Origin of the sequence: Streptomyces acidicola (genome assembly GCF_009377235.1) — a bacterium.
In the GTDB taxonomy this organism is placed as follows: domain Bacteria; phylum Actinomycetota; class Actinomycetes; order Streptomycetales; family Streptomycetaceae; genus Streptomyces; species Streptomyces acidicola.
In genome coordinates this window covers 1-22,584 of the sequence record NZ_VMNX01000099.1, presented here as the reverse complement: position 1 = coordinate 22,584, position 22,584 = coordinate 1, and the positions used below count along the sequence as shown (strand labels likewise).

Genomic DNA, 22,584 nt, shown 5'->3' with positions numbered 1-22,584 from the left:
TAGGCCCTCTGGGGCACACCACGACCAGGCCCGAATGCCGCCCGCGCTCGAACGGCCGCCGCCCCGTGCGTCCAGTACGGTGCTGTTCTGGCGTTCGACCTTGGAGGTGGCATGGCCGGCAAGGAGGCGGCGAAGGTGCCGCGCGAGGTGTACGAGCGGGAACTGCGGCGCCTGCAGACGGAGTTGGCGAAGCTGCAGGGGTGGGTACGGGCGGAGGGCGCCCGGCTCGTCGTCGTCTTCGAGGGACGGGACGCGGCGGGCAAGGGCGGCACCATCAAGCGGGTCTCCGAGTACCTCAACCCGCGGGTGGCCCGGACCGTGGCCCTGCCCAAGCCGACCGAGCGCGAACGCACCCAGTGGTACTTCCAGCGGTACGTCGAACAGTTGCCCGCGGGTGGAGAGATCGTGCTGTTCGACCGCAGCTGGTACAACCGCGCCGGGGTCGAGCACGTGATGGGCTTCTGCACCAAGGAGGAGCACCAGTTGTTCCTGCGCCAGTGCCCGATCTTCGAGCGGATGCTGGTGGAGGACGGGATCCTGCTGCGGAAGTACTGGTTCTCCGTGAGCGACGACGTGCAGGAGGAGCGGTTCCGGCGGCGGCTGGAGGATCCGACGAAGCGCTGGAAGCTCTCGGCCATGGACCTGGAGTCGATCAGCCGCTGGGAGGCGTACTCCCGTGCCAAGGACGAGATGATGGTGCACACCGACATCGCGGAGGCACCGTGGTACGTCGTCGAGAGCGACGACAAGCGGCGGGCCCGGCTGAACATGATCGCGCACCTGCTGAGCACCGTGCCCTACCACGAGGTGCCACCGACGGTGCTCGACCTGCCGCCGCGCCCGCCGTCGACCGGCTACGAGCGGACGCCGCGCGATCTGCAGACGTACGTCCCCGATCACGCGGCGACACTCTGATCCGGTCGATCCGGTCGATCCGGTCGATCCGGGGTCGAACCGTTCGATCCGATCGACCCGGTCACCGTGGGCGGCACGGCCGAGCCCGAGGTCCCTGCCTACGCCGCCGTCTCGTCGGCGGGAGCGATCCCCGTCACGCCGGCCTCGGCCTCCACCGCGTGCTTCTCGAACTGCGTGCGGTACAGCTCCGCGTAGCGTCCGTCCGTGGCGAGGAGTTCATCGTGCGTCCCGCGCTCCACGATCAGGCCGGCCTCGATCACCAGGATCAGGTCGGCGGCCCGTACCGTCGACAGGCGGTGGGCGATGACCACGGCCGTCCGGCCCTCCAGGGCTTCGGCGAGGGCTTCCTGGACGGCCGCTTCGGAGGTGTTGTCCAGGTGGGCGGTCGCCTCGTCGAGGATGACGACACGTTGGCGGGCGAGCAGCAAGCGGGCGATGGTCATGCGCTGGCGTTCGCCTCCGGAGAGCCGGTAGCCGCGTTCGCCGACCACCGTGTCCAGGCCGTCGGGCAGGGAGCGCACGAGGTCGTCGAGGCGGGCGCGGCGGAGGACGTCCCACACGTCGTCGTCCGGGGCGTCGGGCCGGGCGAGCAGCAGGTTGGCGCGTACCGAGTCGTGGAACAGATGGCCGTCCTGGGTGACCATGCCGAGGGTCTGGCGCAGCGATGCGGCGGTCAGGTCGCGGACGTCCGCGCCGCCGATGCGGACGGTGCCGCCGTCGGTGTCGTACAGCCGGGGCAGGAGCCCCGCGATGGTCGACTTGCCCGCGCCGGACGATCCGACGAGTGCGACGGTCTGGCCGGGTTCGGCGCGGAAGGAGACGCCGTGCAGGACCTCCGCGCCGCCGCGGGTGTCGAGGGAGGCGACCTCCTCCAGCGAGGCGAGGGAGACCTTGTCGGCGGACGGGTAGCCGAAGCGGACGTTCTCGAACTCCACGGCCACCGGGCCGTCCGGGACCGCCCGCGCATCCGGCTTCTCCTCGATGAGCGGCTTCAGATCCAGCACTTCGAAGACGCGCTCGAAGCTCACCAGGGCGCTCATGATCTCGACGCGCGCCCCGGCGAGCGCGGTGAGCGGTGCGTAGAGGCGGGTCAGCAGGAGGGCGAGGGAGACCACCGCGCCCGCTTCCAGGCTGCCGCGCAGGGCGAGCCAGCCGCCGAGGCCGTACACCAGCGCGAGTGCCAGGGCCGACACCAGGGTGAGGGCCGTGATGAACGCCGACTGGGCCATCGCGGTCCGGACCCCGATGTCCCGCACCCGCCGGGCCCGTGCCGCGAACTCCGCCGACTCGTCGCCGGGGCGCCCGAAGAGCTTGACGAGGGTGGCGCCGGGTGCCGAGAAGCGCTCGGTCATCCGGGTGCCCATGGCCGCGTTGAGGTTCGCCGCCTCCCGCTGGAGCCCGGCCATACGGCGGCCCATGCGCCGGGCGGGCACCACGAACACCGGCAGCAGGACCAGGGAGAGCAGCGTGACCTGCCAGGACAGGGTGAGCATCACGGCGAGGGTGAGCAGAAGCGTCACGAGGTTGCTCACCACTCCGGACAGCGTGTTGCTGAACGCCCGCTGCGCACCGATGACATCGTTGTTGAGACGACTGACGAGCGCGCCCGTACGGGTGCGTGTGAAGAACGCGACGGGCATGCGCTGCACATGATCGAACACAGCCGTCCGCAGATCGAGGATGAGGCTTTCGCCGAGGTTCGCCGACAGCCAGCGGCCGAGCAGGCCGAAGGCGGCCTCGGCGAGCGCGATGAGAGCGATGAGCACGGCCAGACGTACGACGACGCCCTCGTCGTGGCCGGACACGATGGCGTCCACGACACGCCCCGCGAGCACCGGCGTGGCGACGGCGAGAAACGCTGTCACCACGCTCAGCAGGACGAACTGTGCGATGCGGTTGCGGTGCGGGCGGGCGAAGGCTGCGATGCGGCGCAGCGTCGCGCGGGCGACGGGTCTGCGCTCCTGCGCGTTCATGACGCTGTGCAGTTGGGTCCAGGCGGTGGTCTCCATGCTCATGGACCAGAGGTTAGAACCTCAAGCATTCTTGAGGTCAAACAGGGTGCGCCTGCCGTCTCCCCTTGTCCGGAGCGTCAGCCGCCGTCCCCGTACCCGCAACCGCCCGTTGGTGCACGGCGGGAAACCTCTGCGAACGTGACAGCGGTACGACTCCCCCAGGGCCGTTCCGGACTTTCCGGCCGTGCCTCGCGTATCCCTATCCGCCAGATCCTGTGCCTGGTCCCGCTCGCGCTCGTTCTGGTGGTCGCCGTGCGCCACCACGATGTGCTCCTGGCGGGGTTCGGGCACCTGGCGAAGGCCCAGTGGCCGTGGCTCGTGGCGGCCATTGGCGTGACCTGCCTCACCTGGGTCGCGGCGGCGGTCACCCGGCAGGGAGCGCTCGTCGAACGGCTGCCCGTGCGCCGCCTGCTCGCGACACAGTTCGCGGCGGGCGCGGCCAACCACCTGTTGCCCACCGGTCTGGGCGCGTCGGCCGTCAACCTGCGCTTCATGACGGTGTGCGGGGTGCCCCTCGCCCGCTCCTCCGCCGCACTGGCGCTCTACCTGCTGGCCGAGTCGATCGCCCGCGTGGGTCTGCTGCTCGCTCTGCTGGTCGCGTTCCCCGGCGCACTCCGGCTCGGCGCCCTGCTCCCCGACATGGCGGCCGGCCCCTTGATGCTGGCGGCCGGAGCGGTGCTGTGCGTGGTGGTGGTGGTCCTGGCCGCCGTACGGCGGGTGCGGACGGCCGTACTGTCCTTCCTGCGTACCGCGCTCACCGAGGCCCGTTCGGTGCACACCCGCCCGGCCCGTGTGCTCGCCCTCTGGGGCGGCTCGCTCTCGTTCCCCCTGCTCCAGGCGGCCGGACTGACCACCGTGGGGCTGGCGTTGGGCCTCGACGTGCCCGTGGCCCACATGGTCGTCGCGTATCTCGCCGCCACGGTCGCGGTCGCGCTGATCCCGACGCCGGGCGGCATCGGATCGGTCGAGGCGGCGCTGGTGATCGCGCTGGTGGCGGCCGGTGGCCCGGTGGCCGTGGCGACGGCGGTGGTGCTGGCGTTCCGGATCATCACGGTGTGGCTGCCGCTGCTGCCGGGGGCGCTGACGTTGGGGGCCCTGGTCCGGCTGAAGGTGATCTGAGCAGCCGCATGTACGACGTCAGTGGCCAGTTCATACAGGCATGGTGACGGGTGGCCACCCTCATGCGGCAGGATGAGCGGTCATGCCCGGCGTCGTACACACGTCCGGGTGTGATCGTGCAGACCGCAATTCGAGCAGGTGGCAAGGTGACGACACATCACATCCGGCCCGCGGGCCGTTCGCCGCGTCCTTCGGGAGGCGACCGATGAACCGGGAACTCACGCTCGACGATCTCGTGATGGCCGGAGTGGCCCTGGCCGCGGGCCTCTTGCTGGCGTTCCTGCTGCGTATGCTGCTGCGCTGGCTCGGCAAGCACGCGACACGCACGCGCTGGAGCGGTGACGACGTCATCGTCGACGCGCTGCGGACGCTGGTGCCCTGGGCCGCGATCGTCGGAGGTGTGGCGGCCGGGGCGGCGCTGCTGCCGCTGACCCGCACGGTCGGGCACAACGTCAACCAGGCCCTGACCGTGCTGCTGATCTTCGTGGTGACGATCACCTCGGGTCGCCTGATCGCCGGGCTGGTGCGGACGGTCACCCAGTCCCGTACCGGTGTCGCGGGATCGGCCACGATCTTCGTCAACATCACGCGGGTCGTGGTCCTCGCGATCGGCTTCCTCGTGATTCTCCAGACGCTGGGCATTCCCATAGCCCCGCTGGTCACCGCGCTGGGTGTCGGCGGTCTCGCGGTGGCGCTGGCGCTGCAGGACACCCTCGCCAACCTGTTCGCGGGTATCCACATCCTGGCCTCGAAGACGGTGCAGCCCGGTGACTACATCCGGCTGAGCAGCGGCGAGGAGGGCTACGTCACCGACATCAACTGGCGTCAGACGACGATCAGGGAGCTCTCCAACAACCTGGTCATCATCCCCAACGGCCAGCTGGCCGGGACGAACATGACCAACTTCAACCGGCCCGAGCAGCAGATGACGCTCCTCGTCCAGGTGGGTGTCGGGTACGACAGTGACCTGGAGCACGTGGAGCGGGTGACCGAGGAGGTCGTGGCCGAGGTAATGGCGGAGATCACGGGGGCCGTGCCCGAACACGAGCCCGCGGTCCGCTTCCACACCTTCGGGGACTCGCGCATCGGCATGACGGTCATCCTGGGCGTGGGTGAGTTCAGCGACCAGTACCGGATCAAGCACGAGTTCATCAAACGACTGCACAAGCGGTACCAGACGGAGGGCATCCGCATCCCGTCACCGCGGCGCACGGTCATGTTCCCGCAGGGCGCGGCGGGAATCCCCCACCAGCGGGAGGCGATGACGGCCGAGGTGTCCGAGATGGCGCCGTAGGGGTACGTCCGGGGGTGGTTCGCCCCCGCCGCCCCTACCCGTTCCCGTCCCGTCCCTGGGGGCTGCCGCCCCCAGACCCCCGCTTGTCGGCCTGAACGGCCTCGTCCTCAAACACCGGACGGGCTGGTGGCACCTGGCCTCGACTGAAAATCCCCAGCCGGAAGACCCCAGCGTCGGCCGACGAAAACCTGGCCGCGCCCGCACCTTTCGGCCCTGGAGGTTTCAGGGGCGTAGCCGCCTGGCCGGGGCGCAGGGGCCGTGCCCTGGAAGGGGACGGGAGCGGGGGCGAGATCCCAGGGCGGTCGGGTGGGTGTCGGTGGTGGTCGATAAAGTCGTCGGCATGGGACGGATCGCGGTGATCGGCGCCGGCATGGGCGCGATGGCGGCCGCCGCCCGGCTGGCCATCGCAGGGCACCGGGTGGCGGTCTACGAGCGGGCGGAAACGTACGGCGGAGCCGTGGCCAGGTTCGAGAGGGACGGCTTCGCCTTCGACACCGGCCCCGGACTGCTGCCACTCCCCGCGGTCTACCGCGACCTGTTCCTCAAGACGGGCAAGCAGCCCCTTGAGGAATGTGTGGACCTGGTCCAGGTGGACCCGGCGTCACGGCACGTGTTCCCGGACGGCACGGACGTCCTGCTGCCCAACGCCTCACGCGCCGGCTCGGTCGGCGCGCTGAACACGGCCCTCGGATCGGGCGCGGGCGACCGCTGGGGCGACTTCCTGGTGCGGGCGCGCGAGGCCTGGGACCGGACGCGCCGCCCCCTCCTGGAGGAGCCCCTCTGGTCGGACTGGCAGGTGCTCGGCGAGCGCGAGCCGTACCCCTCGGTGCCCCACAAGCGTCTGCTGCGCACCCGCCGGGCGAGCACCCTGGACGAGATCGCCGCCTGGGAGCTGCGCGACCCCCGCCTCACCGCTCTCCTGGACGGCCACGCGCTGGCGTACGGCCTGGATCCCCGGACCGCCCCGGCGAGCGCGGCCGTGCTGCCGTACATGGAGCACGCCTTCGGCACCTGGTATGTGCGGGGAGGCATACGGGAGTTGGCGCGTGCTGTGTACGAGCGGTGCCTGGCTCGCCGGGTTGAGTTCGTCTTCGGCGCCGAGGTCACCGGGATCGTCGAGAAGGACGGGCGAGCGGCCGGACTTGAGCTCACCGACGGGACGGTCACCGAGGCGGACCACGTGGTCGCGGGCGTGGATCCCGTGCGGCTGCGTGCTCTCACCGAGCGTGCGCTGCAGGAGGGAGGCGGCGTACGCCCGGACCGGGTGTCGTCGTCCCTCGGGCGGTTCACCGTGCTGCTGGCCCTGCGCGGGGGTCGCGATACCGGAGCCGCGCACCGCACGGTCGTGCACACACCGGACCGCGCGGCCGAGTTGGACCACGTCAGCCGCCCCGCCGGCACCGCCGAGCCGGCGCGTCCCACGGTGACCGTGCTGCGTCCGGACGACCCGGCCCTGCGCCCGGACGACGAGCACGAGTCCGTGGTCCTGTCGGCTGCGGCACCGGCCGGAGCCGACTGGGCGTCGGGCGGCACGGCCGAGCGGTTCGCGGACCTCCTCGTCGCCGCCGCCGAGGCTGCCGTGCCCCGGCTGCGCGAGCGTCTCCTGTGGCGCGAGGTGCGCACACCGGGCCACAACGCCCACGAGACCGGCGTCGAAAGCGGTGCCGTACCGCCACCCGCGCTCGCCGCGGCCGACGGCCGCTTCCTGCACCCGGCCAACACGACCCGCTTCCCCGGGCTGTACCTGGTCGGCGGCTGGGCGCACCCTGGCGGCGGTCTGCCGCACGCGGGCATGTCGGGCGCCCTGGTCGCGGGCCTGATCGTGGAGGGACAGGACTTCCGGGGGTCTCAGTGACGCCCGCCCCGAAGTGCCGCTGGTACCGATTCCGCTGGTCCGGTACCGCTGGTGCCGGTTCCGATACCGCTGGTGCCGGTTCCGATACCGCTGGTGCCGGTTCCGCTAGTACCTGTACCGCTGCTCGTCGTACCCGTTCCCGCCCCCGCCGTTCCCCTGGGCGTTGCCGTGGCCGTTACCCTGGTACGGATACGGCTGCTCCGGCGGGAGTTCGCCGCTCAGCGGGTCGTCGGTGGTGCGCTGCTGCGGGACCCACACGCCGCCCGGCGGGGTCTCGCCGTATCCGCCGGTGGCGTACTGGTCCTGGCCGTAGCCCTGCTGGCCGTACGCCTGCTGGCCGCCGTAGGCGTTGTCGTACGTGGTGCCGCCGTAGGACTGTGCGCCGTTGTACGGGTCGGAGTAGGCGGCGTACTGCTGCTGCGCCTGGTCGTAGCCGTACTGCTGCTGGTCGTAACCGGAGTAGCCCTCGTACCCGAAGGCCTGGTCCTGGGACTGGGCCTGAGCGGCGGCCGCGTAGGACGGGTCGTTGGCGGCTGCGTAGGCGGCGTCGTTGTAGACGCCGTAGGTGCCGGTCTCGTCGGGCATGGGCTGCGGCGAGTAGACGGTGGACTCGGCCGGAGAGGCGGGCCGCTGGGGGCGGGCGAAGACGTCGTCGTCGCCGTCGGGCCCGTCGTCCTGGCGGTACGTTCCGGCAGTTGTCGTCTGGAGGTCGGGGACCTCCAGGTCGGGCACCTCGGGCACATCGGGCTCCGGCTCGCCGCGACCGCGCTTGCCGCTGCCGTCCTCACCCGGACGCTTGAAGGCCCAGCCGGCCTCGAAGCCGCGGCGGAAGGACAGCGTGACGAACGTCTGCCCGACCGCGAAGGCGGCGGCGCCGAGGCCGATGACCACGACATTGGCCATCAGGACGCCGAGGACGACACCGAGGAAGCCCGTGAAGGCGAGCAGCCGCCAGCGCAGCCTCGCCTTGTACTGCAGCAGCACCTCGCCGAGCAGCCACAGCGCGACGATGCCGAACGCGATGTAGAGGATCGTCCAGCCCATGTACGCCACTCTCCCTGCGGCCGTGGCCGCTCTGCCCTTTTTTGTCGTACGCGGCTCAGGTCTCAGGCCTGCGGTGGATGGTGCAGACCGAGATTCTCGTAGATTTCCAGCGTCGCGGTCGAGTTGTTGAGCGTGATGAAGTGCAGTCCGGGAACTCCCTCGTCCAGCAGCCTCGCGCAGAACTCCGTTGCGAACTCGATGCCAATGGAGCGTACAGCGGCCGGATCGTCTTTGGCTGTGAGGATCCGCTCTTTCAGGGCGGCCGGGAACGAAGCGTTGCTGAGCTGCGGCAACCGTTCCAGCATCTTCACACTAGTGACCGGCATGACTTCGGGGATCACCGGGGTCGTACAGCCGGCCGCGGCGACACGGTCACGCAGCCGCAGATACGACTCGGGGTGGAAGAACATCTGCGTGATCGCGTAGTCGGCACCGGCCCGGCACTTGTCGACGAAGTGGCTGACGTCGGTGTCCCAGTCGGCGGACCGCGGGTGCATCTCCGGGAAGGCCGCGACGCCCACGCAGAAGTCGCCCGACTCCTTGATGAGCCCGACGAGCTCCGCCGCGTACGTCAGCCCCTGCGGGTGCGGCACCCACGCGCCCATGGGGTCGCCCGGCGGGTCGCCGCGGACCGCGAGCATGTTGCGGATACCGGCGTCGGCGTACTGGCCGATGATGTTGCGCAGCTCCGCTATGGAGTGGTTGACGGCGGTGAGGTGGGCGACCGGGGTGAGCGTGGTGTCGGAGGCGATCTGCTCGGTCGCCTTCACGGTGCCGGAGCGGGTGGAGCCGCCCGCTCCGTACGTCACGGAGACGAAGCTGGGGGCGACCGCCTCGACCCTGCGGAGGGCGTTCCACAGGTTGCGCTCGCCCTTCGCGGTCTTGGGGGCCCAGAACTCGAAGGAGTACGTGGTCCTGCCGTCGGCGAGCATGTCACGCACGGTAGGGGCGCGGTCAGTCCTGGTGGACGCGGTTCCTAGGGCCATACCGGCAGGTTAGCCAGGCCGGGCCGGTCCCCCAACCAGAGCAGGGATTTTCGCCCCGTTTCATCCGCTTGCTGTCCAGTCCTCGGACAGCGGGCCGACAGCCAGGACGGCCGGCCTCGTCGGGCTCGACGGGCGACGCGCCGTGCCGGGCCGGGCAGTGCCGGGGACGGTCCGTCGCGGGCTACGCCGTGCGCAGGCGTTTGGCGAACTCGGCCGCCGCCGCTGCGGGGTCGTCTGCCTCGGTGATCGCGCGGACGACCACGACGCGGCGCGCGCCCGCGTCGAGGACCTCGTCGAGGTTGCCGAGGTCGATGCCGCCGATGGCGAACCAGGGACGGTCGGTGGCGAGGTCAGCGGTGTACCGGACCAGGCCGAGGCCGGGAGCGGGGCGGCCGGGCTTGGTGGGGGTGGGCCAGCAGGGGCCGGTGCAGAAGTAGTCCACGCCGTCCTGGACGGTGGCAGCGGCGGCCTCCGCCTCGGCGTGAGTGGAGCGGCCGATGAGGACGTCATCGCCGAGGATGGCGCGGGCTGCCGGGACCGGGAGGTCCCCCTGTCCCAGGTGCAGCACGTCGGAACCGACGGCGTGGGCGACGTCCGCCCGGTCGTTCACGGCGAGGAGCCTGCCGTGGCGCCGGCAGGCGTCGGCGAACACCTGGAGGTGCTCCAGTTCCTCCGCGGCCTCCATGCCCTTGTCACGGAGCTGCACGATGTCGACGCCGCCGGCCAGGACCGCGTCCAGGAACTCCGGCAGGTCGCCCTGGCGCCTGCGGGCGTCCGTGCAGAGGTAGACGCGGGCGTCGGCGAGCTGTCGGCGGGCAGTGTCGGGCACGGTGAGGCTCCCCGTTGTCGATGGCGTACGGCGTACGGCCACGTGTCGGTGGCGTACGGGCCACGGCCGGGCAGGAGCCCAGCCGTGGCCCGTACGCCGGGCGGCGCATGCGGGTTGTCGGTTCGGGCGACGAGCGTCAGACGGCGAGCGCCTGGGCGCGGCGCTTGACCTCCGTGCCGCGATTCTCACTCAGGGCCTGGGCCGGGGTGCCCGGCAGGCTCGGGTCGGGCGTGAAGAGCCACTCCAGCATCTCTTCATCCGTGAAGCCGTCGTCCCTCAGGAGCGTCAGGGTGCCGGACAGGCCCTTGACGACCTTGTCCCCGTCGATGAAGGCGGCGGGGACGTGCAGCGCGCGGTTCTCACCCCGGCGTACGGCGATGAGCTGGCCCTCCTTGACCAGCTGCCGCACACGGGTCACCTCGACGTCGAGCATCTCGGCGATGTCGGGGAGGTTCAGCCACGCGGGGACGAGAGCATCGATCTTTGCGTCAATCTCGGTCACGTCATCAAGACTGCCATCCCGGACTGACAGTCGGTAGCCGGGCCACCTCCGGCGCAGGCCGAGAGTGGGCCGACCGGGGGGTGAGCGGGACCATCGGGCTCCTAGCCGCTCGGCTACGCCGTCGCGCCCTTCAGCGGGCGCGAGGGGTCCGCCAGCAGCTCCGGGTCCATGGCCGTGCCCGCCTCGATCAGCCGCCGGCCCTGCGCCAGGTCCCTGGGACGGCCCACCGCGAGAAGGGCGACCAGGCACCCCTCGCGCAGCCAGCACACCGACCAGGCGGCACCCGTGGGGTCGCCGCGCCACACGGTCGTGTCGGCCGAGGCGTGGTGACCGGCGTACTGGACGAAGCGGCCGAACTGTTCCGACCAGAAGTACGGGACCGGGTCGTACGGCTCCGGGGACTCACCGATGATGTTGGCGGCCACCGTGCGCGGGCCCTGGAGGGCGTTGTCCCAGTGATGGACCAGGAGGCGTTCGCCGTACCTTCCCGAGGGGAAGGACGCGCAGTCGCCGACGGCGTGGACGTCCGGCGCGGAGGTGCGCAGGTGGTCGTCGGCCACGACCTCGCCGTATGTGCCGAGCTCGATGCCCGAGTCCTTCAGCCACGCCGTCGCCGGGCGTGCCCCGATGCCCACGACCACCGCGCCCGCCGGCACGCGCGAGCCGTCGTCCAGGATCACCGTCCCGTCCTCGACGCGCTCCACGCGCGCGTGGGTGCGCAGGACCGCCCCGCTGTCCGCGTACCAGGCGGCCATCGGCGCGGCCACCTCGGCCGGAAGTGCCCCCGCGAGCGGGCGGTCGGCGGCCTCGACGACCGTCACCGCACAGCCCGCCTCGCGCGCGGCGGTGGCGAACTCCGCCCCGATCCAGCCGGCCCCCACGACCACGATGTCGTGCTGCCGGGCCAGGACGGGCCGCAGCCGCTCCGCGTCGTCCAGGGTGCGCAGCAGGTGCACGCCGGGCACGCCCTCGGCGCCCGGCAGCCGGATCGGTTCCGCGCCGGTCGCGAGGACGAGGACGTCGTACGGGACGGGGCCCGTCGCCGTGTCGAGTTCGTGGTCCCCGGGGCGCACGCCCAGCACCTCGCGGCCGAGCTGGAGCTCGATGCCGAGCGCCTCGAAGTCGACGTCGAAGGCGGATCCCTCGGCCTTGCCGAGCAGGACGGCCTTGGACAGCGGCGGTCTGTCGTAGGGCTGGTGCGGCTCCGCGCCGATCAGCGTGACGGGGCCCGTGAAGCCCTTCTCCCGCAGGACGACCGCTGTCTGCACCCCGGCCATGCCCGCACCCACGACGACGACCCGTCGCCGGGTCCCTCGTGTCTCGGTCTGCTCGCTCACCTGATCACCATAGACACCTGACAATATGTCAGTCAGCGGCCGGGGTCCGTGACCTGTTCCACAACGCTCGTTCCGCTGCCCGGCTGCGACTCCCACTCCCAGGTCTCCTCCAGGCGCACACGCCCGTCGGGAAGCTCGGTCACGAGGGACACGCAGTGCCCCGACGACGTCGTGCCGTCCCGCTTCAGCTGCACGTACCGGAAGTCCAGCCGGTCACCGTCCCGCGTACCCACGAGGTGGCCCCGTACGACATCGCCGCCCGCGTACTCGGCCCAGATCTCGCCGTCCTGCTCGTGGTACGTGAACCTGGTGCGGGTGCCCACCTGACCTGGAGCCTGGTCCGCGACGGGGGCGAGGACGAGCCCGTCGAGAGATCTGTGCGAGCCGGGCATGAGCGGAGGCTCCCTTACTGAGGAGAACGGCACGGGCTAGGGTGGCCAACATGCTGCGTTTCCCGGGGGCGGCCCCCGGACCCCAGCACTGAAGACTACTCGCGGGAGCCCGGACGCACCGGGCTGAGAGGGAGGCTGGCGGCCTCCGACCGTACGAACCTGATCCGGGTCATGCCGGCGAAGGGAGGGGCTGGACGCCCATGTCGCGTACATGTACATCAGACGTCCTCGTCGTGGGGGGCGGCATCATCGGGCTCGCGACGGCCTGGCGGGCCGCGCAACGCGGGTTCGACACGGCGGTCGTGGACCCCGAGCCGGGCGGCGGGGCCGCGCGCGTGGCGGCCGGGATGCTCGCCGCGGTGACCGAGCTGCACTACGGCGAGCAGACGCTGCTGGGCCTCAACCTGGCGTCCGCGCGCCGCTACCCGGACTTCGCGGCCGAGCTGACCGAGGTGACGGGCCTGGACCTCGGCTACCGCCGGTGCGGCACGCTCGCGGTCGCACTCGACGCCGACGACCGCGCCCACCTGCGTGAACTGCACGCGCTGCAACGGCAGTCGGGCCTTGAGTCGGAGTGGCTGAGCGGACGGGACTGCCGCCGGCTGGAGCCGATGCTCGCGCCGGGCGTACGCGGCGGACTGCGCGTCGACGGCGATCACCAGATCGACCCGAGGCGGCTCGCCAGAGCACTCGTCGCGGCCTGTGAGCGCGCCGGGGTGGTCTTCCACCGGATGTGGGCCGAGAGGCTGTCAGTCGTCCGGGAGCGGGCTGCCGGGATCAGGGCCGCCGACGGCACCGAACTCGCCGCGGAGCGGGTCGTCCTCGCCGCGGGCAGCCTGAGCGGGCGGCTGGCGGGCGTCCCCGACGAGGCCCTGCCGCCCGTACGGCCCGTGAAGGGGCAGGTGCTGCGGCTGACCGTGCCGAAGCGGTACGCGCCCTTCCTGAACCGGACCGTGCGCGCCGTGGTCCGCGGCAGCCACGTCTACCTGGTGCCCCGCGAGAACGGTGAGCTGGTCGTGGGTGCGACCAGCGAGGAACTCGGCTGGGACACCACGGTCACCGCGGGCGGGGTGTACGAACTGCTCCGCGACGCCCACGAGCTGGTCCCCGGGATCACCGAACTGCCGCTCACGGAGACGCGCGCGGGACTGCGCCCCGGCTCCCCCGACAACGCGCCCCTGCTCGGCCCGACCGAGTGCGAGGGGCTGCTCCTGGCGACCGGCCACTACCGCAACGGCGTGCTCCTCACCCCCGTCACCGGTGACGTCATGGCGCATGTGCTCACCACGGGCGAACTCCCCGAAGAGGCACGCGACTTCACGCCCCGGCGCTTCTGTGCCGCCGCGGTCGAGGAGCAGCCGGCATGAACGGCCTCGGCTCCGGCAACTCGACCGACGTGAACGTCTTCGTCAACGGAGAGCGGCAGCGGATCGCCGCGGGCACCGCTCTCGACACGCTCGTGAGAACCCTCACCGCGGCCCCGTCGGGCGTCGCCGCCGCGCTCAACGAAACCGTCGTCCCACGCGCGCAGTGGCCGTCCACTGCCCTCTCCGAGGGGGACCGCGTCGAAGTCCTCACCGCCGTCCAAGGAGGCTGACCCATGGCCGACGACCCCTTCGTCCTCGGCGGTACGACGTACTCGTCCCGCCTCATCATGGGCACGGGCGGCGCGCCCAGCCTCGACGTCCTGGAGCGCGCGCTCCTGGCGTCCGGCACGGAGCTGACGACGGTCGCGATGCGCCGCGTCAGCCCCGAGGCGCACGGCTCGGTGCTGTCCGTGCTGCACAAGCTGGGCATCCGCGTCCTGCCCAACACCGCGGGCTGTTTCACCGCGGGCGAGGCCGTGCTGACCGCCCGCCTCGCGCGCGAGGCGCTGGGCACCGACCTGGTGAAGCTGGAGGTCATCGCCGACGAGCGCACCCTGCTGCCCGACCCGATCGAGCTGCTGGACGCCGCCGAGATCCTGGTCGACGACGGTTTCACGGTGCTGCCGTACACCAACGACGACCCCGTGCTGGCGCGGAAGCTCCAGGACGTGGGCTGTGCCGCGATCATGCCGCTGGGCTCGCCGATCGGCTCCGGGCTCGGCATCCGCAACCCGCACAACTTCCAGCTGATCGTGGAGCACGCGCGCGTGCCGGTGATTCTGGACGCGGGAGCGGGCACGGCGTCCGACGCCGCACTCGCCATGGAACTCGGGTGCGCGGGTGTGATGCTCGCCTCAGCCGTGACCCGGGCCCAGGAACCGGTGCTCATGGCCCAGGGGATGCGGCACGCGGTGGAGGCCGGCCGGCTGGCGTACCGGGCGGGACGCATTCCGCGGCGCCATTTCGCGGAGGCGTCGTCGCCGGCGGAGGGGCGCGCACGGCTCGACCCCGAGCGCCCTGCGTTCTGAATTCCAGCGCCCCCGCTGCCGCCGCACAACAGTCACAGGTCTGCTGCATTCCGTCCCCCGGACCACGGGACCGACAGCGCTGGCAGTGGCGGCCCCTAGACTCACCTGCGTGGACACGACCCTTCAGGACCCGCTTGTCGGCCAGCTGCTCGATGGCCGCTACCGGATCGACGCGCGGATCGCGGTCGGCGGGATGGCCACGGTCTACCGGGCCATGGACATCCGCCTCGACCGTGTGCTCGCGCTCAAGGTGATGCATCCGACACTGGCCGCCGACGGCACGTTCGTCGAGCGCTTCATCCGCGAGGCCAAGTCCGTGGCGCGGCTCTCCCACCCGAACGTGGTGGGTGTCTTCGACCAGGGGACCGACGGGTCGTACGTCTACCTCGCGATGGAGTACGTCGCCGGGTGCACCCTGCGTGACGTGCTGCGCGAGCGCGGTGCTCTGCAGCCGCGGGCCGCGCTCGACATCCTGGAGCCGGTGCTCGCCGCGCTGGGTGCCGCGCACCGGGCCGGGTTCGTGCACCGCGACATGAAGCCGGAGAACGTCCTGATAGGGGACGACGGCCGGGTCAAGGTGGCGGACTTCGGTCTCGTACGGGCCGTGGACACGGTGACGAGCACCACGGGTCAGGTCCTCGGCACGGTCTCCTACCTCGCCCCGGAGCAGCTGGAGCACGGCACGGCGGACACCCGCGTCGACGTGTACGCGTGCGGAGTCGTCCTCTACGAGATGCTGACCGGCGGCAAGCCGCACTCCGGGGACTCCCCCGCGCGGGTGCTCTACCAGGCGCTGAACGCGGACGTGCCGCCGCCGTCGGCCGCGGTGCCCGGACTGCCGTACGAGCTGGACGAGTTGGTGGCCTCCGCGACCGCCCGCAATCCCGAGCTGCGCCCGCACGACGCGGTGGCGCTGCTCGCGCAGACCCGGGACGCGCGGGCCGCGCTGAGCGCCGAGCAGCTGGACGCGGTGCCGCCGCAGGCGATCGCCGGGGACCATCACAACGGCGAGGACCGGACGAGCGTCATCCCGCGCTCGCTGTCCGTGCCCCGGCCGCTGCCGGTCAACGACGACGAGATGAACCGGACGAGCCGGTTCGAGAGCCCTCCGGCCGCGCCCCGGCGGCGTACCGCCACCGCTGTCCGGCGCGGGCCGCTGGCGATCGTCGCGGCCGTCCTGCTCGTGCTCGGTGTCGGCACGGGTATCTGGTACATCAACTCGGGCCAGTTCACCAAGGTCCCGGCGGTGCTGACCCAGCCCGAGGCGGAGGCGAAGCAACGGATCGAGGCCGCGGGGCTCGGGGTGAGGACCGAGCGCGCGTTCAGCGACACCGTCAAGCGCGGCCTGGTGATCAGCACCGATCCGGGGCCGAGCGCCCGGATACGGAGCAACGACAAGGTGACACTGACCATCTCCAGGGGCCCCGAGATGGTGACGGTGCCGGACATGAAGGGCCTCCCGCTGAGCGAGGCGAAGTCCCGGCTGCAGAAGCAGGGCCTCGAACCGGGCCTGGTCACGCGGGCGTTCAGCGAGGAGGTCCCCAGCGGCGATGTCCTCAGCACGGCCCCGGAGGCCGGCACGGAGCGCCGCTCCGGCTCGGTCATCGCGCTGACCGTCAGCAAGGGCGCGCCGGTGGAGGTGACGGACGTCACGGGTGAGTCGGTCGAGGACGCGAGGGCGGAGCTGGAGGACGCCGGTCTGAAGGTGAAGATCGCCGAGGAGCGGATCAGTTCCGAGTTCGAGCGGGGCGAGGTCGCCCAGCAGTCGCCGGGCGAGGGCCAGGAGGCCGCCCAGGGCGACACGATCACCCTGACGATCTCCAAGGGCCCCGAGATGGTCGAGGTCCCGGACGTGGTGGGCAACCGGGTGGACGAGGCCAGGCAGAAGCTCGAAGCCGCCGGCTTCCAGGTGGACGAGTCCCGGGGCCTGATCGGACTGTTCGGCGACGAGGTCAAGAAGCAGTCGGTCAAGGGCGGGAAGACGGCCCCCAAGGGCTCCACGATCACGATCGAAATCCGCTGACGAGTCCCTCCGGGGGTCGGGCCGGGGCGTGGAGGAACACGCGACGGGAACCCCGGCCCGACGGCCGGGAACGTCGAGGCGCACCCGAACCCTTGCCGCCGCCTCCGGCCGGGGGACCGGAAGACATGGAGGGACACTCGGCCGGAACGCCGGCCGCACGGCCGGGAACGCCGAGAGCTGCACCCATCACAGTCCCGAACCCAAGAGACCCGTCATCAGCTCGGCGACGGCGCCCAGACCTGCATCCCGCGGGTCCCAGCCCTCGGATCCCCCGGCGGTCGCCCAAAGCCGCCGTGACACCCTGAGTGGGTGACCAGCAAGTACCTTCGCAATCCCGTTGGCAGCCATGTCCCCGTGGCCGGTGGGCTGCACTCCGTGGGGCTCTCCTACGCTCACGATCTCAGGGCCGAGACCGTGCAGGTGTTCGTGGCGAATCCGCGCGGGTGGGCGACGCCGCAGGGCAATCCGAGGCAGGACGAGGCGTTCCGCGAGACGTGCACCGCCGAGTCGATCCCCGTGTACGTCCACGCGCCCTACCTGATCAACTTCGGTTCGCACACCGAGCCCACGGTCGAGAAGTCGGTGGAGTCGCTGCGCCACTCGTTGCGCAGGGGCCGGGAGATCGGCGCTCTGGGTGTGGTCGTCCACACCGGGAGCGCGACCGGTGGCCGGGAGCGCTCCATCGCCCTCCAGCAGGTGCGCGAGCACATGCTGCCGCTGCTCGACGAACTGACCCACGACGACGACCCCCACCTCCTGCTGGAGTCCACCGCGGGGCAGGGCGCCTCACTCTGCTCGCGCACCTGGGACTTCGCGCCGTACTTCGAGGCCCTCGACTCCCACCCGAAGCTGGGCGTCTGCCTCGACACCTGCCACGTCTTCGCCGCGGGCCACGACCTGACCGGGCCCACCGGCATGCACCAGACCCTCGACCTGCTGGTGGACACCGTCGGGGAGGGCCGGCTCAAGCTGATCCACGCCAATGACTCGAAGGACGTCGTCGGCGCCCACAAGGACCGCCACGAGAACATCGGCTCCGGCCACATCGGCGAGGACCCGTTCCGTGCGCTCATGACCCATCCCGCCACCGAGGGCGTCCCACTGATCATCGAGACGCCCGGCGGCAAGGTGGGCCACGCGACGGACGTGGAACGGCTCAAGAAGCTGAGGGAGAGCTGACCCAGAGGGAGAGCCAGCATATTGAGGAATACCCCAGGGGGGTATACGGTTCCTGTGCTGCGACAGGAACCGTCACCCGGCACTGGGGGCCACCATGGAGCACGGCACGCACGCGCACGACACCCACGCTCAGCACACCCACGAGGATCACGCACACGAGGGCCACGCTTCGGGCCCCACCACCTGGGGCACCGCCGCCAAGGCCACCCTCCACTGCCTCACCGGCTGCGCCATCGGCGAGATCCTCGGCATGGTGATCGGCACCGCGCTGGCCTGGCACAACGTACCGACGATGATCCTCGCGATCATCCTGGCCTTCATCTTCGGCTACTCGCTGACGCTGTACGCCGTCACGAAGGCGGGCCTGCCCCTGAGGGCCGCGATCGGTGTTGCGCTCGCCGCGGACACGGTGTCGATCGCCGTGATGGAGCTGGTCGACAACGGTGTGATCCTGCTGGTCCCGGGCGCGATGGACGCCCACCTCATGGACGCCCTCTTCTGGTGGGCGCTCGCCCTGGCCTTCGCGATCGCGTTCCTGGCGACCACACCGGTCAACAAGTGGATGATCGGCCGCGGCAAGGGGCACGCGGTGGTGCACCAGTACCACCACTGACGCGCTGCGACGCGCACGGAGCCGGGATCAGAGCTCGGGGCCGTCCCCGGGCTCTTCCTGGTACGAGTAGCGCTGCTCCCGCCAGGGATCGCCGATGTTGTGGTAGCCGCGCTCCTCCCAGAAGCCGCGCCGGTCCGCGGTCATGTACTCCACACCACGGACCCACTTGGGCCCTTTCCAGGCATACAGATGGGGCACCACGAGCCGCAGCGGAAAGCCGTGTTCCGCGGTGAGCAGCTCACCGTCCTTGTGGGTGGCGAAGATCGTACGCTCGGAGGCGAAGTCCGCGAGCCGGAGGTTCGAGCTGTAGCCGTACTCGGCCCACACCATGACGTGGGTGACGCCGGGCGCGGGCGGGGCGATCTCCAGGATCGTACGGGCCGGGATGCCACCCCATTCGGCGCCCAGCATGCTGTACTTCGTGACGCAGTGCAGATCGGCCACGACCGTGGCGTACGGCAGGGCCGTGAACTCCTCATGCGTCCAGCAGTGCTTCTCACCGTCGGCCGTGGCACCGAAGACCCGGAACTCCCAGCGTTCGGAGCGGAACTTGGGGACGGGTCCGTAGTGCGTGACCGGCCAGCCGCGCTGGAGCCGCTGCCCCGGCGGAAGCTGCGGCTGCTCCGCGCCCCCGGATGCGCGCTCCCCAGACGAGCGATCTCCAGATTCACGCTCCACCGGCTGACCCATGCCTCCATCCTGGCAGACCCCTGACGGTGGAGATGACCCACCCCACCCCGAGCCGGACAAAACGCACTAAGCATGCCCTTACTTACTAAGCGTGCACTTACTGGACGCCCCTCGGCGGCGGTGGGATCATGCGGCGCAACCTGCCAGTTCCCCGCTTGGAAGGAGCCTCTGCGATGCAGGGCGACCCCGAGGTCATCGAATTCCTCAACGAACAGCTGACCGCCGAGCTCACCGCGATCAACCAGTACTTCCTGCACGCGAAGATGCAGGAGAACTTCGGCTGGACCAAGCTCGCGAAGTACACGCGGGCCGAGTCGTTCGACGAGATGAAGCACGCGGAGGTGCTCACCGACCGCATCCTCTTCCTGGAGGGCCTGCCGAACTACCAGCGGCTGTTCCATGTGCGGGTCGGGCAGACGGTGACCGAGATGTTCCAGGCCGACCGGCAGATCGAGGTCGAGGCGATCGACCGCCTCAAGCGCGGCATCGAGGTCATGCGCAACAAGGGTGACATCACGTCCGCGAACATCTTCGAGTCGATCCTCGCCGACGAGGAGCACCACATCGACTACCTCGACACCCAGCTGGAGCTGGTGGACAAGCTCGGCGAGGCGCTCTACATCGCCCAGGTGATCGAGCAGCCCGACAGCTAGGCGGCTTCCTCAAGCCCTTCGAGCTCCGACAGCACCGGCCGGCCCCCATCGACCAGCTCCCGGCGCGGGCACGCACCCCGGCCAAGGATCGCCTGTATCCGGCGTACGCACGAACCGCAGTCAGTGCCCGCCTTGCAGGCGGACGCTATCTGGCGGGGGGTGCAGGCACCGCTCTCCGCGTGCTGCTTTACCTGCTGCTCGGTGACCCCGAAGCAACTGCAGACGTACACGCGGTTCACCTCCCGCCCGGATTGATGACTGTCGCCGCCCCGCTTAGTCGGTGAGGCTAACCTAACCTTAACCGCGCCATCAGGGCCACGAAAGTGGAAGGGGGCGCGGATCGTATGTGATCCGCGCCCCACTGCCCACGTCTGTACCACGCGGACTCCGTACTGGTCCGCTACCGGCCCCTACTGGTCCCGGTACATCTCGGCGACAAGGAACGCCAGGTCGAGCGACTGACTGCGGTTGAGCCGGGGATCGCAGGCCGTCTCGTAGCGCTGGTGCAGGTCGTCGACGAAGATCTCGTCGCCGCCGCCCACGCATTCGGTGACGTCGTCACCGGTCAACTCCACGTGGATGCCGCCCGGGTGGGTGCCGAGACCCTTGTGGACCTCGAAGAAGCCCTTGACCTCGTCGAGTACGTCGTCGAAGCGGCGGGTCTTGTGGCCGGAGGCCGCCTCGAAGGTGTTGCCGTGCATCGGGTCGGTGACCCACGCCACCGCCGCGCCGGACGCCGTGACCTTCTCGACCAGCTCGGGCAGCTTGTCGCGGATCTTGTCCGCGCCCATGCGGACGATGAAGGTCAGTCGACCCGGCTCACGCTCGGGGTCGAGACGCTCGATGTACCGCAGCGCCTCCTCGGCCGTCGTCGTGGGGCCGAGCTTGATCCCGATCGGGTTGCGGATCTTCGACGCGAACTCGATGTGGGCGCCGTCCAGCTGCCGGGTGCGCTCACCGATCCACACCATGTGCCCGGAGACGTCGTACAGCTGACCGGTGCGCGAGTCGACGCGGGTCAGGGCGGACTCGTAGTCGAGCAGCAGCGCCTCGTGCGAGGAGAAGAACTCGACGGTCTTGAACTCCTCCGGGTCGGCCCCGCAGGCGTGCATGAAGTTCAGCGCGTTGTCGATCTCGCGCGCCAGCTGCTCGTAGCGCTGCCCGGAGGGGGACGACTTCACGAAGTCCTGGTTCCAGGCGTGCACCTGGCGCAGGTCGGCGTAGCCGCCGGTGGTGAAGGCGCGCACCAGGTTGAGCGTCGACGCGGACGCGTGGTACATCCGCTTCAGGCGCTCGGGGTCCGGAACGCGGGCCGCCTCGGTGAAGTCGAAGCCGTTGACGGAGTCGCCCCGGTAGGTCGGAAGCGTCACGCCGTCGCGGGTCTCGGTCGGCTTGGAGCGCGGCTTGGAGTACTGCCCCGCGATCCGGCCGACCTTCACGACCGGCACGGAGGCCGCGTACGTGAGCACGGCGCCCATCTGGAGCAGCGTCTTCAGCTTGTTGCGGATGTGGTCGGCGGACACCGCGTCGAAGGCCTCGGCGCAGTCGCCGCCCTGGAGCAGGAACGCCTCTCCCCTGGCGACGGCTCCCATCCGGGCGCGCAGCTGGTCGCACTCGCCCGCGAAGACGAGCGGCGGATACGACTCCAGCTCCGCAACGACTGCGCGCAGAGCCTCGGTGTCGGGGTACTCGGGCTGCTGCGCCGCGGGCAGGTCTCGCCAGGTGTTGCCAGCGCTCGCGCTGGACTTAGCGTTCACGGTCACGCCACAAGATTACGGGGTCGCCTCATGGCCACCGGCTCATGCCCATCAAGTGAGACGACGGTTACGCTCTGCGGGCATGGAACGTGGCCCGTCGGCGGTGGGCCGATCCCGCCCGGTCTCGCCGAACGGGTTCCTCAAGGGTCCACAGATAGCCATGAGCACGCAAAAGCGTTGCCGCGGCGGCTCGGCCACACCTGTGGACGTGGTGTACGGTTCCGGCATGTTCGCGCTTTCGACCCAGAACTGGTGGTGGACCGCTCATCCGGCGGCCCACTGACTGCGCGTACGCAAGACTTCGCGAAGGCCGCCCGAGGGGCGGCCTTCGGCGTTTCCGGGGTCGTTCCTCACCGACATCGATACCGATACCGCCATCGCCATCGACATCGACATCGACATCGACAGAGGACGAACGAGAGAACCCATGGACCTGGCACAGCTCCTGCACGACGACCGCCCCTTCGCCCTGCTCCGCCGCCGCTCCCCCGGCCACGACGAGAACACCGTGGAGGTGCTGCTCGGCCCGGTCTCCACGTACGACCGCCTCACCGACCTCCCCGACGAGGGCCTCGCCCTGGTCCCCTACCGCCAGATCCGCGAGCGCGGCTTCGACGTACGGGACGACGGGACACCACTGGCGGTGCTCACGCCCGAGGAGACGCACACGCTGACGCTGAAGGACGCGCTGGCCCAACTCCCCGCCCACGACGTCGGCGTCCGCGCCGGCGGCTTCGACGTCGACGACGAGGAGTACGCGAAGATCGTCGGGCGGGTGCTGCGCGAGGAGATCGGACGGGGCGAGGGCGCGAACTTCGTGATCCGGCGGACGTACGAGGGCGAGATCCCGGGATTCGGGCGCGCCGACGCCCTCGCGCTCTTCCGGCGGCTGCTGGAGGGCGAGAGGGGGGCGTACTGGACGTTCGCGGTGCACACCGGAAATCAAAAAGGGCCCGAAGGGCCTTCCTTGGAAGGGCGGGGGTGGGAGA

At 70.8% G+C, this 22,584-nt stretch carries 22 protein-coding genes, 1 pseudogene and 1 riboswitch; of the genes and pseudogenes, 13 read left to right on the top strand and 10 right to left on the bottom strand.

Features of this window, described 5'->3' with window-relative positions; genetic code table 11:
- The first annotated feature begins 111 nt into the window (after window positions 1-111).
- The gene (ppk2, locus tag FPZ41_RS24415) at window positions 112-915 is read left to right on the top strand and encodes a polyphosphate kinase 2 (protein ID WP_152865864.1); all 804 of its coding nucleotides are present in this window, start codon (window positions 112-114) and stop codon (window positions 913-915) included.
- Window positions 916-1,013: 98 nt separating this feature from the next.
- Here ppk2 and FPZ41_RS24410 read toward each other — a convergent pair whose 3' ends face one another.
- Window positions 1,014-2,930, bottom strand: a complete 1,917-nt coding sequence (locus FPZ41_RS24410) for an ABC transporter ATP-binding protein (RefSeq protein WP_152865863.1) — start codon at window positions 2,928-2,930, stop codon at window positions 1,014-1,016.
- 135 nt (window positions 2,931-3,065) lie between these two features.
- Between FPZ41_RS24410 and FPZ41_RS24405 the strand changes: the two genes are divergently transcribed.
- The 3 genes from FPZ41_RS24405 (at window position 3,066) to FPZ41_RS24390 (ending at window position 7,195) form a co-directional block, all read left to right on the top strand.
- Entirely contained in the window at window positions 3,066-4,046 is a 981-nt protein-coding gene (locus tag FPZ41_RS24405; RefSeq protein WP_322620660.1) for a lysylphosphatidylglycerol synthase transmembrane domain-containing protein, read from the top strand.
- Window positions 4,047-4,251: 205 nt separating this feature from the next.
- On the top strand, window positions 4,252-5,340 hold the full coding sequence (locus tag FPZ41_RS24400; protein ID WP_152865862.1) for a mechanosensitive ion channel family protein: 1,089 nt from the start codon (window positions 4,252-4,254) through the stop codon (window positions 5,338-5,340).
- 340 nt (window positions 5,341-5,680) lie between these two features.
- Window positions 5,681-7,195 (top strand): phytoene desaturase family protein, encoded by a 1,515-nt coding sequence (locus FPZ41_RS24390; protein ID WP_152865860.1) that lies wholly within the window; start codon window positions 5,681-5,683, stop codon window positions 7,193-7,195.
- A gap of 105 nt (window positions 7,196-7,300) precedes the next feature.
- Here the strand turns inward: FPZ41_RS24390 and FPZ41_RS24385 are convergent, their stop codons facing one another.
- The 6 genes from FPZ41_RS24385 to FPZ41_RS24360 all read right to left on the bottom strand — a co-directional run bounded on the left by FPZ41_RS24385 (window position 7,301) and on the right by FPZ41_RS24360 (window position 12,285).
- Window positions 7,301-8,239 carry an SCO2102 family sporulation regulator gene (locus tag FPZ41_RS24385; protein ID WP_152865859.1) on the bottom strand — a complete coding sequence of 313 codons (939 nt, stop codon included), beginning with the start codon at window positions 8,237-8,239 and terminating at the stop codon, window positions 7,301-7,303.
- Between the two features lie 62 nt (window positions 8,240-8,301).
- A complete protein-coding gene (metF, locus tag FPZ41_RS24380) occupies window positions 8,302-9,225 on the bottom strand; it encodes a methylenetetrahydrofolate reductase [NAD(P)H] (RefSeq protein WP_152865858.1) in 924 nt (307 codons plus the stop codon).
- A 181-nt stretch (window positions 9,226-9,406) separates the two neighbouring features.
- Complete coding sequence (gene thiE / locus FPZ41_RS24375) at window positions 9,407-10,054, bottom strand: thiamine phosphate synthase (RefSeq protein ID WP_322620659.1); 648 nt, start codon at window positions 10,052-10,054, stop codon at window positions 9,407-9,409.
- A 136-nt stretch (window positions 10,055-10,190) separates the two neighbouring features.
- On the bottom strand, window positions 10,191-10,556 hold the full coding sequence (locus FPZ41_RS24370; RefSeq protein ID WP_131568891.1) for an Rv2175c family DNA-binding protein: 366 nt from the start codon (window positions 10,554-10,556) through the stop codon (window positions 10,191-10,193).
- Between the two features lie 113 nt (window positions 10,557-10,669).
- Window positions 10,670-11,893 carry an NAD(P)/FAD-dependent oxidoreductase gene (locus tag FPZ41_RS24365; protein WP_322620658.1) on the bottom strand — a complete coding sequence of 408 codons (1,224 nt, stop codon included), beginning with the start codon at window positions 11,891-11,893 and terminating at the stop codon, window positions 10,670-10,672.
- Between the two features lie 32 nt (window positions 11,894-11,925).
- Window positions 11,926-12,285 (bottom strand): hypothetical protein, encoded by a 360-nt coding sequence (locus tag FPZ41_RS24360; protein ID WP_152865856.1) that lies wholly within the window; start codon window positions 12,283-12,285, stop codon window positions 11,926-11,928.
- Window positions 12,286-12,376: 91 nt separating this feature from the next.
- A riboswitch (TPP riboswitch) is annotated at window positions 12,377-12,488 on the top strand.
- Here FPZ41_RS24360 and thiO point away from each other — a divergent pair.
- From thiO to FPZ41_RS24330, 6 genes are all read left to right on the top strand, one after another.
- Entirely contained in the window at window positions 12,486-13,652 is a 1,167-nt protein-coding gene (gene thiO / locus FPZ41_RS24355) for a glycine oxidase ThiO (RefSeq protein ID WP_152865855.1), read from the top strand. Its footprint overlaps the riboswitch before it by 3 nt.
- A 29-nt stretch (window positions 13,653-13,681) precedes the next feature.
- Window positions 13,682-13,882 (top strand): sulfur carrier protein ThiS, encoded by a 201-nt coding sequence (gene thiS, locus FPZ41_RS24350; protein WP_322620664.1) that lies wholly within the window; start codon window positions 13,682-13,684, stop codon window positions 13,880-13,882.
- Window positions 13,883-13,885: 3 nt separating this feature from the next.
- Window positions 13,886-14,680: a thiazole synthase gene (locus tag FPZ41_RS24345; protein ID WP_152865853.1), complete on the top strand. Its 795-nt coding sequence runs from the start codon at window positions 13,886-13,888 to the stop codon at window positions 14,678-14,680.
- A gap of 109 nt (window positions 14,681-14,789) precedes the next feature.
- Entirely contained in the window at window positions 14,790-16,703 is a 1,914-nt protein-coding gene (pknB, locus tag FPZ41_RS24340; protein ID WP_322620657.1) for a Stk1 family PASTA domain-containing Ser/Thr kinase, read from the top strand.
- A gap of 309 nt (window positions 16,704-17,012) precedes the next feature.
- Window positions 17,013-17,882, top strand: a complete 870-nt coding sequence (locus FPZ41_RS24335; protein WP_322620656.1) for a deoxyribonuclease IV — start codon at window positions 17,013-17,015, stop codon at window positions 17,880-17,882.
- Window positions 17,883-17,976: 94 nt separating this feature from the next.
- Window positions 17,977-18,495, top strand: coding sequence for a DUF4396 domain-containing protein (locus FPZ41_RS24330; RefSeq protein WP_152865851.1), 519 nt, complete (start codon window positions 17,977-17,979; stop codon window positions 18,493-18,495).
- Between the two features lie 27 nt (window positions 18,496-18,522).
- Here FPZ41_RS24330 and FPZ41_RS24325 read toward each other — a convergent pair whose 3' ends face one another.
- Complete coding sequence (locus tag FPZ41_RS24325; RefSeq protein WP_152865850.1) at window positions 18,523-19,185, bottom strand: sulfite oxidase-like oxidoreductase; 663 nt, start codon at window positions 19,183-19,185, stop codon at window positions 18,523-18,525.
- 173 nt (window positions 19,186-19,358) lie between these two features.
- On the opposite strand from FPZ41_RS24325, the gene bfr reads away from it, so the two are divergent.
- A complete protein-coding gene (bfr, locus tag FPZ41_RS24320; protein ID WP_152865849.1) occupies window positions 19,359-19,838 on the top strand; it encodes a bacterioferritin in 480 nt (159 codons plus the stop codon).
- Here the strand turns inward: bfr and FPZ41_RS24315 are convergent.
- Window positions 19,835-20,068, bottom strand: coding sequence for a (2Fe-2S)-binding protein (locus FPZ41_RS24315; protein ID WP_322620655.1), 234 nt, complete (start codon window positions 20,066-20,068; stop codon window positions 19,835-19,837). The genes bfr and FPZ41_RS24315 overlap by 4 nt on opposite strands.
- Before the next feature lie 180 nt (window positions 20,069-20,248).
- Window positions 20,249-21,601, bottom strand: coding sequence for a class II 3-deoxy-7-phosphoheptulonate synthase (locus FPZ41_RS24310; RefSeq protein WP_322620654.1), 1,353 nt, complete (start codon window positions 21,599-21,601; stop codon window positions 20,249-20,251).
- Between the two features lie 76 nt (window positions 21,602-21,677).
- On the opposite strand from FPZ41_RS24310, the gene FPZ41_RS50330 reads away from it, so the two are divergent.
- Window positions 21,678-21,878, top strand: a complete 201-nt coding sequence (locus FPZ41_RS50330) for a trp operon leader peptide (RefSeq protein WP_152865848.1) — start codon at window positions 21,678-21,680, stop codon at window positions 21,876-21,878.
- A 144-nt stretch (window positions 21,879-22,022) separates the two neighbouring features.
- Window positions 22,023-22,584, top strand: a pseudogene (locus FPZ41_RS24300) (phenazine-specific anthranilate synthase component I); the annotation flags it as partial.